The sequence below is a fragment of the Undibacterium sp. TJN19 genome, from assembly GCF_049339485.1.
Classification (GTDB): Bacteria; Pseudomonadota; Gammaproteobacteria; order Burkholderiales; family Burkholderiaceae_D; genus Undibacterium.
On the sequence record NZ_JBMPPL010000001.1, the window covers coordinates 303,996 to 316,939 of the forward strand.

The 12,944-nt window shown below is 51.1% G+C and carries 14 protein-coding genes; 10 read left to right on the plus strand and 4 right to left on the minus strand.

The window, feature by feature from the left end:
• Positions 1–76 precede the first annotated feature (76 nt).
• Positions 77–721, plus strand: coding sequence for a hypothetical protein (locus ACO0LH_RS01390; protein WP_422939251.1), 645 nt, complete (start codon positions 77–79; stop codon positions 719–721).
• 231 nt (positions 722–952) lie between these two features.
• Here ACO0LH_RS01390 and ACO0LH_RS01395 read toward each other — a convergent pair whose 3' ends face one another.
• Both ACO0LH_RS01395 and ACO0LH_RS01400 read right to left on the minus strand, forming a co-directional pair.
• The gene (locus ACO0LH_RS01395; protein WP_422939252.1) at positions 953–1,258 is read right to left on the minus strand and encodes a DUF6959 family protein; all 306 of its coding nucleotides are present in this window, start codon (positions 1,256–1,258) and stop codon (positions 953–955) included.
• A gap of 167 nt (positions 1,259–1,425) precedes the next feature.
• On the minus strand, positions 1,426–2,925 hold the full coding sequence (locus ACO0LH_RS01400) for a DUF4214 domain-containing protein (protein ID WP_422939253.1): 1,500 nt from the start codon (positions 2,923–2,925) through the stop codon (positions 1,426–1,428).
• A 491-nt stretch (positions 2,926–3,416) separates the two neighbouring features.
• Between ACO0LH_RS01400 and ACO0LH_RS01405 the strand changes: the two genes are divergently transcribed.
• From ACO0LH_RS01405 to ACO0LH_RS01445, 9 genes are all read left to right on the plus strand, one after another.
• On the plus strand, positions 3,417–3,740 hold the full coding sequence (locus tag ACO0LH_RS01405) for a hypothetical protein (protein WP_422939254.1): 324 nt from the start codon (positions 3,417–3,419) through the stop codon (positions 3,738–3,740).
• Between the two features lie 299 nt (positions 3,741–4,039).
• Positions 4,040–4,534 (plus strand): rod shape-determining protein, encoded by a 495-nt coding sequence (locus tag ACO0LH_RS01410; protein WP_422939255.1) that lies wholly within the window; start codon positions 4,040–4,042, stop codon positions 4,532–4,534.
• A gap of 133 nt (positions 4,535–4,667) precedes the next feature.
• A complete protein-coding gene (locus tag ACO0LH_RS01415; RefSeq protein ID WP_422939256.1) occupies positions 4,668–5,186 on the plus strand; it encodes an O-acetyl-ADP-ribose deacetylase in 519 nt (172 codons plus the stop codon).
• A gap of 79 nt (positions 5,187–5,265) precedes the next feature.
• Entirely contained in the window at positions 5,266–5,649 is a 384-nt protein-coding gene (locus ACO0LH_RS01420; RefSeq protein ID WP_422939257.1) for a lysozyme inhibitor LprI family protein, read from the plus strand.
• Between the two features lie 27 nt (positions 5,650–5,676).
• Positions 5,677–6,237 (plus strand): exonuclease, encoded by a 561-nt coding sequence (locus ACO0LH_RS01425; protein WP_422939258.1) that lies wholly within the window; start codon positions 5,677–5,679, stop codon positions 6,235–6,237.
• Between the two features lie 12 nt (positions 6,238–6,249).
• Complete coding sequence (locus ACO0LH_RS01430; RefSeq protein ID WP_422939259.1) at positions 6,250–6,618, plus strand: hypothetical protein; 369 nt, start codon at positions 6,250–6,252, stop codon at positions 6,616–6,618.
• Between the two features lie 175 nt (positions 6,619–6,793).
• On the plus strand, positions 6,794–7,777 hold the full coding sequence (locus tag ACO0LH_RS01435; protein ID WP_422939260.1) for a hypothetical protein: 984 nt from the start codon (positions 6,794–6,796) through the stop codon (positions 7,775–7,777).
• A 140-nt stretch (positions 7,778–7,917) separates the two neighbouring features.
• On the plus strand, positions 7,918–8,859 hold the full coding sequence (locus ACO0LH_RS01440; RefSeq protein ID WP_422939261.1) for a hypothetical protein: 942 nt from the start codon (positions 7,918–7,920) through the stop codon (positions 8,857–8,859).
• 177 nt (positions 8,860–9,036) lie between these two features.
• On the plus strand, positions 9,037–9,375 hold the full coding sequence (locus ACO0LH_RS01445; RefSeq protein WP_422939262.1) for a hypothetical protein: 339 nt from the start codon (positions 9,037–9,039) through the stop codon (positions 9,373–9,375).
• Positions 9,376–9,438: 63 nt separating this feature from the next.
• On the opposite strand, the gene ACO0LH_RS01450 is transcribed toward ACO0LH_RS01445, so the two are convergent.
• The gene (locus ACO0LH_RS01450) at positions 9,439–11,469 is read right to left on the minus strand and encodes an ankyrin repeat domain-containing protein (RefSeq protein WP_422939263.1); all 2,031 of its coding nucleotides are present in this window, start codon (positions 11,467–11,469) and stop codon (positions 9,439–9,441) included.
• 69 nt (positions 11,470–11,538) lie between these two features.
• The gene (locus tag ACO0LH_RS01455) at positions 11,539–12,699 is read right to left on the minus strand and encodes a DUF3592 domain-containing protein (protein WP_422939264.1); all 1,161 of its coding nucleotides are present in this window, start codon (positions 12,697–12,699) and stop codon (positions 11,539–11,541) included.
• Positions 12,700–12,944 lie beyond the last annotated feature (245 nt).

Here is a 12,944-nt window from a genome sequence, read left to right on the forward strand (position 1 = left end):
AAAAGGGGCATGCTCAGCGGAACTGTTTCATTGAAAGCAATGTCCAATAAACTGTTTCCAAATTGAAGACGAATTGATGCACGAACACAAGCTTACCCTGCCGGATCAGGCTGCCTGGCAATCCATCGTCTCTTTCGTCATTGCCTGTCTGATCACCGCCTTGTTATTGTTCCAGCTGGTACGACCCTGGCACAAAAATAGCGAGCCTCTGAGCCGCTATATCGCACTCGATTTATCACTCTTGCCTGCGCTGATTCCCACAGCCCCGGCGAAAGACGACAAGCCTGCCGACAACAAGATGGAGGTTCCCAAAAAGACCGAAAGGCAAGCCCGCAAACAGGCCAGCCCTGATACACATAAGCCGGCGCAAGCCATAAGCTTACCGGCATCAGAACCACAGCGGCAAGATACCGCCAAAGACTTGTTCACCGAAGAAAAACCCGCAGGCGCATCGACCCTGCGCATAGACAGGGACGCCGTCGCCCGTGCATATAAAGACAGTCGCAGTGACATACAAAAACTCGCAGGCCGCGCTGGCCAGCCACTGGAAGCCACAGAACGCAGTCAAATCCGCCAGTTCGGGCGCGAAGTTCACAATGCCAAAATAAGCGACTGCATCAAAGCCAATGGCGAAGGCATCAGCATAGGCCAGGCGACCTACCTGGGCTATTTCGCCGCCGCTGCGCTGGCCTACAATGCAGTGACGGGGAAGTGCAAGTGATGTGGAATATGCCTGGTCAGGCTTGCATGCAGGAGTGGCGCTAACGGATCTTGTAGGGGGAATTATTTTGCAACGCGTGATCCGTCTTGCGCAGTTCGCATAGGTGCGATTAGCACAGCGTAATCGCACAAATGGCCATCACGATCAAAAGTGCAGCGGGGTAACAAACTGCATAATTTCAGAATAACTACGACCCTACGCTGATATGCATGTCGTTCAGTTTGCGTACGATTACGTTGCGCTAATCGCACCTACCGGGTCGTCATCGTTTTTAGTGTATGGCAATGCGATCTTTTGTTCGCTACACACCAGTTCATAGTGATTCAATACAGCAGCCATTTCGTCACAAATTTCAATCAATTCAATATTTAGATCGTCGATACAATCATTACGTAACAACTGCTGCAAATTTTTCAGACGGATGACTAAACTATGCAAACTATCGCCCTGAAATACGATGCCTGGATATCGCCTTTCTAAAAGCTGCACAACAGCGAAATTTTTGGGGCTACTCAATAATTTGACGTCATCGCTCATTTTGGCATCCCTGATTTAGAAGCTAGATAACAGATTCTTCACATCGCGGCGATCAGCGCTAACAAATACGATGAACCCAGCATAATGACCCACAAGCCCAGAGATGTATGAAACAGGGCGCAGCAACCAGCCGCGCCCTGTTTCGTTTCACACGACAAGACCCAAACTCATCCCACCCACAACTTGTACTCTATCCCGTTCTGTATTGTACCTATCACCTGGGCCTGGTTTTCTGTGCTTTCGCAGAAGCTGGCCAGGGCGCCGGCTGCGGTGATTTTGCCGGTGCTGAGTTGACCGTTCCAGTAATCAAAACCTGCCTGGTCGGGGGCGCGGTGCAAGACGTTCTGGTAAAAATTGGTGATCAGGGTATTGGTCGACGGGTTGGCCCCGTACAGTTTCTGAAATTCTGGCGACTGGAAGAAACCCGCAGCGACCGTCGTCAGGCTGGAGCCGCCATCCATGTCCTTAATCCAGTAACCCAGGCCTGCCAGGTCTGGCTTGCGGCCAAAAGCAGCCTGGTAGATGCGATAGGCTTGTCCAGCCGTGCCATTGATATCGAGTGCGATGCTTTTGTCGGAAAATTGCAGACGCTCTACGTTGACCAGGTTATTGGTGTCGCCATTGGCATAGGCACGCAACTGGTAACCGCCGCCGGAAGCGGTTACCGCAAAGGCGCTTGCCTGCCCGTTCAGTATCGCCGTATCCATGCCTGTGCCGCCATCGACATTGTGGTTGCCAGTGCCGATGTTGATAGCGTCATTACCGCTACCTGCATTGACGTGCAAACGACCACCACCGCCATTGATGGTGATGAGGTCATTGCCTGCGCCCGAAGAAATCAGGTAATCAGAATACATCGCTGATGGCAGGTCAACGCTGATGATGTCATTGCCGCCAAACAGGGACGCGTCAGCCAGCAGTTTTTCATCGATTTGCTGGTTGGCAGCGATGGGGGCAGACAGGTTGGTGATGCGGTTATAGCTGCCGTCACGGTATTCGGTGACGCTGCTGGTCATGGTACCCGTCACACTGGATTTGCTGGTGCCTTGCCCGACTGAAATCCCATTGGCATACAGAGAAAAACTGCCATCAACGGTAGTGGAAGCCAGAAACTTGTCAGCTGTCGCTGAAATACGGCTGATGCTGCCAGAATTATTGCCACTGCTATCTGCCGCGATATTGCCCTGTACGGTAACGCCGATATTGCCGAGCACAGGGTCATAGTTGCTGCTGTAGGTCGGCTGCAAGGCATTAAAGGCATAGCTGGACGCCTGTACACCTGTGCCCCTGATGGTAATTGAATTGACGCCGTTGACGACGGTATTGGTGTAATCAAAGTTGAATTTGCCTGTCTCTACGATCGACACCACGCCATTTTTATATAACTGTATGCCGGTTGCCGTCGCCGTCCCTGACAGGGCGTTGGGGTTGGCCAGCACAACGCCGGTATATGTCGTGGTGGCGCCATCGGGAAAGCCCAGTTGCAGCCTGCCCCCAGAAAAATCAAACGAGGTGTAATAGGGATGATCCCTGGCCCAGGCTGTGCCGACGATGGCGAAGGCATCAAACAGGGTGCCCAGACTGCCATTAGTAGGTGGCGATTTTTGTGCCTGTTGGTAATTGGTGTTAACGACTGCTTGCGAAAGTTTGATATTGATATTTGCCATGTTTTTTTTCATCAGCTCATGCTGATGTTATTCATTAAGAAGTCAATGAGAAGTCATTGAGAAATCATTGAGAAGTCGTTTTTGTTGCAGCTTAAAGTAATCAGAACACAAGCATCGTTATCAGTTCCGGCGCTGGCATGCATACCAGTTACTGAGAATCAATTGTCACCTCTTATATAAAGCGCTGTGTTTTTTCAATTTCGACCATACCACTGAGAAATGAGCTGATGCACACAGAAAACTTTGACCCACTGCAAACACGCAGGACTATAACAGTCACAAAACGAATTGCCAAATGAATAATATTAGATTATATTTACACAATTGAAATTTAACCATATTTGACTTTTGATTTTGCTTACTGATAAGCCCGCATGCTGCTTGCATTCTGGTTCTTGCAGGCACCAACAGCAGCCGGGCACAGACTTTACAGCCCTGGTCACGAAGTCATTTTATCGAATCCCCCTACTTCGCTGTCATCAGGAGCGCGCATGAAGTACATACGAATCTTAGCGACATTGTTGACACTGGTGACGGTGTCGGCCTGTGAAGGCAGCTGGTCTAACCCGCGGTATCAGTTGGTTACTTCCAGTGATGGCAAGGTATATCGCCTGGATGCACAAAGTGGCACAGTGCACTATGTGACAGGCGACAAGATGGTGGCCTTGAATGATGGCCTGCCTACCCTGCATGTGGGCGAATATTATCAAATGAGCGACGCCAGCGGCGGCACCAAATATTTGAAATATCTGGGCAATGCACAATTTGAAAAGAGCCTGGCTGGCACACAATTAAGCCAGGTTAAACAGCAATAGCAGCTTGCCGGATCTGTATCGACTATCTGTATCGACTACCTGCCCAACTATTTGTCCAACTTTTTGTCCAATTCGCTGTCAGATGTTTGCCAGTCGTTTTTCAGATGTGCATCAGGCACCAGCATTGCATGCCGTCACTGATGCTGACTTATTTCTTTATCGTCAGCATTGGGCAAGCCGGTATTTTATATTCCTTCTATAATGAAGCGTTTTCTGCGCTTGGTGACTTAGTGACTAATACCGGACAGAGCACGCATCACGGACGACAACAATTCATCCATCAACTACACTGAAAAAATATGCTTAAGCATTTTCAGCAATTACTCTATATCCAGCTCTCACCAGATCGCCTGACGGTGCGCAACCCAAAAAGTGGCGACGTGATTTCTGAAATACCCGAGATCGCCATCAGCGCCGCCCCCCAGGCCCGTATCGTCGCGGTTGGGGCGCAGGCCAGGCAAGCCAGCAGCCTGGACAGTTCCGTCAGGCTCGTCAATCCATTTGCCCACCCGCGCTCACTGATGTCTGATTTCACTACGGCGCAAGAAGTACTCAAGAGCTTTGTGAAACGTCTGCCGCCCAAAGCTTTCTGGCAGGCTTCACCAGCGATGGTGATACACCCGCTGGGTGAACATGAAGGCGGCCTGACGCAGGTAGAATTGCGCGCCCTGCATGAACTGGCTTTCGGCGCGGGTGCTGCGAGCGTCAGTATCTGGCAAGGTCGTCCACTGACAGATACCGAATTGCTGGCGCGGGAATTTCCGCATGAAGGGCAGTTATTGTCGGCGACCTGAGTTGTCAGGCATGGCCGATGAAAGTTTGATCTCTGTTGTAGCCTGTATTTGCAAACCAACGATACTGCTTGCACAAACTGACAGGCTAGTTCAAGTTGGCAGGCAATAACACGTATATAAGAAAGATCACCTGATGCCTGTCAAATTTCGTGCAGTGCGTGCTGATATTACTACCATGAAAACAGACGCCATCGTCAATGCGGCCAACTCGTCCTTGCTGGGTGGCGGTGGTGTCGATGGTGCCATACATAGGGCTGCGGGTCCTGATCTGGTGCATGAATGTCGACTACTGGGTGGTTGCAAGACGGGCGACGCAAAATTAAGCAAAGGCTATCGCCTGCCCGCAAGTTTTATCATCCATACGGTTGGTCCCGTCTGGCGTGGCGGCAGCAATGGCGAAGCAGAATTACTGGCGTCATGCTATCGCCGTGTCATGGAAGTGGCGGCGAGCAAACCTATCCATAGCCTGGCATTTCCCAGCATCAGCACAGGTATTTACGGTTACCCGATAGATCAGGCGGCACAGGTAGCGCTTGATACGCTGAATGCACTCGCCCCGGATTTTCCGGCGATCAATGAAATTATCTTTTGCTGTTTTTCAGATGCTGATCTGCAGGTGTATGAAACTGCGCTGAATAAAATATCAGGTTGAATCGAGTACATTGCCGTTACCATTCATTATTTATGAAACGCGTATTTGCCAAGCATTTGCCACTTATTCCCTCACCATCATGCGACAACTATTAAGCTTACTCACCCTGGCCTGCACTTGCAGCTTCGCCCATGCGATTGATTGCAGCAAAGCACAAAACACCATGGACCTGAATGAATGCGCATCCATAGACCTGCAAAAGGTGGAAGCCAAACTGAACCAGGTCTACCAGCGTGTCTTGAAGTCAACAGAAAAAGACTATGCATCAGAAGGCAACTACGCCGACATCAAGAAATCTTTTATCAATGCCCAGCGTGCGTGGATCAAGTTTCGTGAAGCGGATTGTGATGCTGTGTATCAGCGCAATATAGGTGGCACCATACGTACGGTGATGCATCTGGGTTGCATGCGGGCGCATGCGTTAAAGCGCATAGCAGACCTGGAAGAATATGAAAAGAATTGAACACGCACATTGCCAACGGACGATGCCATGAGCGCACCAGAAATCTATATCAGTACCGACGTCGAAACCGACGGCCCCATACCTGGCCCGCATTCAATGTTGAGCATAGGTTCTGCTGCCTACACTGCCGACAAGCAATTGATCGCCACGTTCAGCGCCAACCTGGCAACCCTGCCGGGAGCCAGCGCAGACCCCAGGACAGCCGCCTGGTGGCAAACCCAGCCAGAAGCATGGGAAGCATGCCGCAGCAACCAGGAAGACCCGGCAGCAGCCATGCAGCGCTATGTTGCCTGGGTCAAGACCTTGCCTGGCCGCCCGGTATTTGTGGCTTATCCGGCAGGTTTTGATTTTCTGTTCGTTTACTGGTACTTGATACGCTTTGCCGGTGAAAGCCCGTTCAGCCATTCGGCACTGGATATGAAAACCTTCGCCATGGCCTTGTTGAAAACTGATTACCGCGACAGCACCAAGCGCCATATGCCCAAGCAATGGTTTGATCCCATGCCGCATACCCACGTCGCGCTGGATGATGCGATAGAACAAGGCGCCTTGTTTTGCAATATGCTGAAACAGAACCGCAATACCTGAAACAACAGCAACATGGCTTTCCTCACCTGCCGTCAATTGTTTGGCACCCTGCGCGGCTGGTCGTGGCTGCTGGGTATCTTATCGCTATTACCGGTGGTGTTTCTTGTGTATGAATATCAGGTGTTTTCTGCATGGGCAAAGCAGCAGGCTGAAAACGGTGGTTTTGTCTGCGGCACGGGTCTGGCGGGGCTGACTCTTTTGTGCGCGCTGGTGGCTGTCATTTTTTCCTTGCCTGCCCTGGTCTGTGCGGTCATGGCATATCAATATGCCCCTTCACCGCGCGGCCTCATGCGCAAACTGGAAGTGCTTGTTGTGGGCAATGTTGTTGTCCTGCTGGCGCTGATGTTTCTGGTGTCAGCCATCGATTATCTTTTGAGTTGAAGCAGGTTTATTGACAGCAACACCGATCTGCATCTGCCCCAGGCTGCTTATCTGCTTATGCCCAACATGCCCCTCATGCGGCAGCTTCAGTTACCCTCTGCCAGCGCCACGACTTGCCAGCAGTTTAACAATGCGGCACACTGCTGCTCTGAAAATTCATATTGAAAGATGTGCCATGAATGAAAAAAATCAAAGTAACTTTGTCTGGGTAGCAGCCCTGGTATTGACCAGCATCGCTGCGGCTATTCTCAGTTATAAGGTGGCCAGCAAGGGTATGACCAATATGGCCTATCTGGCCGGGCAGTTTGTTGTTTATGCACTGATTATTGCGGTAGTATTCCGCTCGCTGCTGTTACGCAAACGTGACGGAAAATTATTCATCGTGGTCTTCTTCGCTATCTACGCAGCCATGCTGGTGGCGGGTAGCATGAGTGTTGAAAAACAGAAAAAACAGGCGGCACTGGCTTTTGCTTCGGCACAGGAAGAAATGAAGCGTATCAGTGATGCCCTGCAAAAACCCGGTGCCGACGCAAACAGCTTGCCAGCGATAGAAGCACACACTGGTGACGCACCCAAAGCCAGCGGTGAATTTGGTGAAATGGAACGTTTCATGAAAGACTTCATGAACAGTGCCGTCACCTTCAGGAACCAGTATCAGCAAGAACTGGAAGCAGCTGGCTGGAACCGTCTGCTGGATGCAAATCGCCTGAAAAATGATCTCAGCATGATAGAAAGCCAAAGCATACTTGATAGGGGTAAAAGCATCGTCAGCAAATACGAATTGAAGACCAATTCATTATTCGATGAAGGCAAATCCAGAATCCAGAGTCTGAATATCAGTGAAGCCAGCAAGCGCGACATGCTGACAGGCTTTGAAAGCGGCCTGGGTAAAGCCATGAAGGAATCGGCAGAACAATGGCAGATGGAAAAACAGATCGTCGAAGAAGTGGGTAACATGATCAACCTGCTGTCAGACCATAAAAAATGGACCGTGGAAAATAATCAGTTCATGTTTTATACGGACGGTGACATGAGAAAATTCAATGCCTACCATCAGAAAATCCAGGACATTTCCAAAAAACAGGAAGAAACCCAGAAACGCCGTCTTGAACAAGGCAGCAAAAATTTTGAAAATCTGAAAAATAGCTTTCAAAAATAAGCGGCAAGAACGGATGCCAGCGTCGATGCTGGCATTGCCGTTGGCAGTGAATTGATATTGGTGTCAACGATGACCGCATGTCAAACCTGGATTTATCTGGCACACTGCCATACCGAAATTCGATTGAAAAGATGCCCGACATGAGTACAACAAATCAAAGCAATGTCCTGTGGATAGGCGCACTGGTGCTGACTACCGCCGCCGCTGCCTTTCTGGGTTTTACCCTGGCGGGCAAGAGTGCGGTCAGCATGATTTATCTGGCCGGGCAATTTGCCGTCTATGCGCTGGTGATTGCGGCGATATTACGCCTGATATTGTTGCGCCAGCGGGTCAATAAATTGTTTGTGATCGCCTTCCTCAGTATTTACGTAGCGATGCTGGTGGCTGGCATGGCAGGCATTGACCAGAAGAAAAAACTGGCAGTCACCAGCCCGGAAACCGTGACTGAAGATTTGCAGCACAGCACAGTAACAGGCAGCAGCACGGAAGCCGATAAAAACCTGGCTGAATATGAGCGCTACGTAAAGACCGTCCTGGAAAGTGCCATCGCGTTTAAAAAACAGTTTCATGACGAAATGACTGAGGCTGGCTGGGGCCGCCTGATGAACGCTCAGCGCCTCAATAATGACACCGATATGACTGAAAGCCGCGACATACTGGTGCAAGGCAAACGCGTCATCACCAAATTTGAAACAAAAGTGAATGCCCTGCTTGAAAACGCCAGGGACGGCGTTCAGTCAATGAACGTCAGCGATGCGATAAAGCGCGATATGCTTAAAGAGATGGACGCTGAAATCGTCAAGGTCAAGACCGATCTGGCAGCGAAATGGCAGGCCGAAAGGCAACTGGCCGACGAGGCAGGTAATATCATCGTGCTGCTTTCAGACCATAAGCGATGGGCTGTACAGGATGACAAAATCATGTTTTATTCTGCCGAAGATTTGAACAAGTTCAATGCCTACAATCAAAACATGCGGCTTATCCTCACCCGGCAGAATGAACTTCAAAAGCGCCGTTTCGAAGAAAGCGCCAGGGATATTGAAGCAGCAAAAGAAGCCCTGCGCAAACGTGAGAGCAGTTAAAACATTTCAGCGCTCAAGTTAAGAGGCTATTGCGAAATCAAGCTGGCATTGTTGCGTCGCCTTCATGTTGGCTCAGATGGCTAGATCGCACACAGCAACAAAAATCGCAAAAATCATAAAAAATCCACACAAATCCTGGATTTAGTCGATAATACTGATTATTTATACAGTACTATCATGAAACTGCACATGGTGAAGATGCGCATCAGGGGTATCGCCATCCCCAAAAAGCGCCTGCTGGACCGCTTCAACTGCGGCAATTCTGGCGAACTGGCGATTTGCGAAACCAATGACCAGGGCCTGCACCGCATGACGCGGCTGGCACGGTTTACATCGGGTTCCAATAACCAGTATCAGGAAACCCTGTTCGATCCCCAGATATTGTGGATGGAAGGTGAACGCATGGTCATCACCGGCTTTGAGCGCATCAAAACAGAAGAAGGCATGGTCGACTATGCACAGTCATGGCTATGCATACAGGGAGACATACCTGGCATGGTGGAACAGCGGAATTAAAGTTTGAAAGATAGCAACTCAGTCGATTGATTAAATCACCAGAGCCCATTTCAAAAACAAATATCAATCACACCCCAGCGTCTTCGCCGCCAGGGGCTTTTTAAAATAGCGTGCATAGCTGCAAGCGTCTTCACCGTACAAGTCTTTCTTGTTCTTGTCAGCGCCTGCACTGATCAAAAACCGGATCGAATCTACCTGATCATGTTCCACTGCGATCATCAAGGGTGTGGAACCACGTGCGCCGCTGAAGCGCTCATCAACAGGAAGACCTTGCGTCTGTAAAAAGGCCATGCTCTTCACCGCGCCGCGATAAGCACCATAATGCATGGGCGTCCACACCTGGTTGCTGGCTTGATGGATATTCGCGCCTGCCGCCACCAGGGCTTGCAAGACAGGCAAAGCATCGGCCTGTATCGCATCAAACAAGGCGGTGCGCTCACCCAGACCAGTGGCATCAAGTGGCGTAGCGGCATTGACCTGCGCGCCATGCTCAAGTAAAAACTGCACGCTGGGCAGGTCGGCATCCAGGGCAGCATGCATCAGCAGGGTTTTGCCATCGCCATCTCTGGCATTCACATCCGCTCCGGCCTTTAGCCTGGCCTGTAATCGCGTCAGTGTTTCTTTTTGGGCAGGCGCAATAAGTGGTCTGTCTGTCAGGCCAGCCTGCGCATCGTCGTCTTCGGCATGAAGGGACGATAGATAAGCAAACACGGACGTCAACATCAACGTCAGCACAATGATACTGAGGATGACCCAGCGTGCTGTGCGCGTGCCCGGTGAGGAGACTACTTTGTGAGGCCCCATGAAAACGAAACTGCCACGGCTGGAACCTGCGTTCTTTTCAGATGAGGCCGCGTCCCTTTTTAAGGAAGCCGCACTGCGATGTGACAGTTGCTGGTCTGGTGCACTGTGCGCGGTGTGATGTACCGGTATGATGAAGTCCAGTGTATAGCCCAGCAATTTGACCTGCAATGTCCAGATGACTTGTAATGCATCGTTATCCTGCATACCGCTAGCTGGCAAACCTGCCGGGCAATCTATTGTGAAATCAAAGTGCTGCGCCCCATGCATGGCGATTTTTACCGCTTGTTTTTGCGACCACAATACTTTCTCGACCGCATCTTCATTACGCTTATCTTTTTGCGCGCACTGGAACTGTATTGTCAGCGGATAATGCAGTTGCGACGCCTGCAAACGCGTGCCCAGGGCGGTAGCAAATTGCAGGCGCATGCGGATGTCAGTCCTGCCTGTTGCAGCTTGTTGCACCATCAGCAAACTGGTTTTGCCAAGCCGCCAGCGCCGGTAAGCGTTCAGCGCGGCAAAAGAGATGAGCAGCACACCAACGAGGGGGAACAGCAGACTCAGGTAATACCAGTCAAGCGCGAGTTTTTTGCTTTCCCATTTTTGCAAGAACAAGGGCACGGCAATCGCAAAACTCATCAAGCTCCATATGACGGCAAAAAGAGCCATCCCATAAGCCGCGCCAGTATCGGGCACAAGCGTGGTATGACTGGCAAACTGCGCCCCACCACGTGCCGACTGGCGTGCATGGTCAGGTGCCAGGGTGCGGTTGGGCACCTCATGCCAGATGCGCCAGACACCCCAGCAGGCAAGCAGGCTAATCATGGGAAACAGCAAGGCAAAGGGCAGCGAAAACAACAGAAGGCGAAAGCGGGGTTGCCTGTCAAGCACCGCAAATTGCGGATTTTTTGGGTCTGCCCACAGGGTCACGCCCTGCCCTTGTGATTTACTTTGCAATAACTGCTGGTAACACGCTTGTTGATAGTTGCCGATATTGTCGTGCGTATCACCGGCAATATTGATGCGGTGGCTGCGAAATTCTTTCCCCTGGTAATGATAGACAAATTCAGCTTTCACCTGCCAGGTAAGCGATTCATCGACACGTTCATCGAGGCTGAGTTCCAGTATCTGGGCTGACACCGCGACCAGGTTCTGCGCGCGCCACCATCCGGCCAGCATGGCAGAAACCGGTTGCCAGCCTGCATACCACCCTGCGACGCCAAAGCCAATCGCAAAGGCCAGAGCCACCAGAGTGCGTACTACTTTTGAACCTGAATTTATTGTTTTTGTCATGGCGCCAATGTAACAAACAAAATTACATGCAACAACATACCAAGGTAGGTACTGTGGCCTGGCTTTTTGTCACTCGGTGTGGTCATATGCGCCCCACTTTGCTGAGTTTTTTTCTACCGGCAGACTGAAATGCTGCGCATCCCCCAGGAATCGCACTTCCAGCGTCCAGCCTATCTTCAGATATTTCTTTTCCAGCACGCCAGCGGCGGGCAGATGTGCCGGGCAATCAAACCTGAAATCCATGCTCTGTGCGCCATGCAGCACCATTTTTTGAGGCAATTCCTGCGACCACAATGTCTTGCTGACCGTGTCTTCACCACGGCTGTCTTCATGCACACATTTGATTTCCATGCTGACCGGATACTGCATGGCGGGTTCGCGCATGCGCTCACCCAGCGCATGCCTGAAATGCAGGCGGGCTGCCCTATTCTCTGCACCCGTCACCGGTTGGCGCATCATGCTCAACACGGTGTCGCCAGCACGCCAGCGCAAAAAACCGGCACGCGCTGTGATATACACCAATAACACCCCAATCGCCGGGAAGATCAGCGTCAGGTAGATCAGCAGGTTGCCCATGTCGCGGGTGTTATAAAAAGCCACCATCACAATTGGCCAGCAGACGATATTCCAGAACAGGGTAAACAAGCCCAGGGTGATGGCACCACTTTTTGCCGCTGGCAGCACCAGGCCACCAGGCGGCACAGCAATGCCAGTGGAATCGCCACCAGCCCACCCTGGCCGCACGGGCCGCCATATCACCCACAAGGCCCAGCAACTACCCAGGCTGATGGCGGGCAGGATCAAGGCAAAGGGAAGAATGAACAACAGGCGGGTCAGACGGAACGCCCGGTCATAGACGGCAAACCCTGGCTCTTGCGGGTCTAGCCAGACAGTGATGGAACGGCCAGTTGCCCTGGCCTCTTGCAATTCGTGATAACGGTCTTGCTGGTAAGTGTCGATATTATCACTGCTGTCGCCACCGATATTGATACGCTGGCCATGATATTGCCTGCCTTGGTACGCATAGGTGAATTCAGCCAGCACCTGGCGGGTAATGGCTTCACCCTCGTGTACACGCAGTTCCAGCCTGTCGACTTTCGCAGGCACTGCCACCAGGCCTTGCGCCCGTGACCAGCCCCTGAACATCTCTGCGGCAGGTCGCAGGGCAACTTGCCAGCTTCCATAAGCAAAACCCAGGGCACACACGACTGCAACAACACTACGAACCAATCTGGAGCTTATTATTTTTGTCTTGGTCATGCCACCAATGTAGCAAACAAAATTGTGCGCGGCAACATGCCTTAGCGGGTGCGATGGGTGGATACAACATGCGGTAATACGCCTGTCATAAAGAACCTCAGAAATTGTGATGCGTTTATTGCAAACCAGGTTTAAAAGAAGGCAACTTCATAAATTACTTATTGAATATGCTTTATTAGCAATTTTAAACGGTTACTATGTTGACACGACTGTGT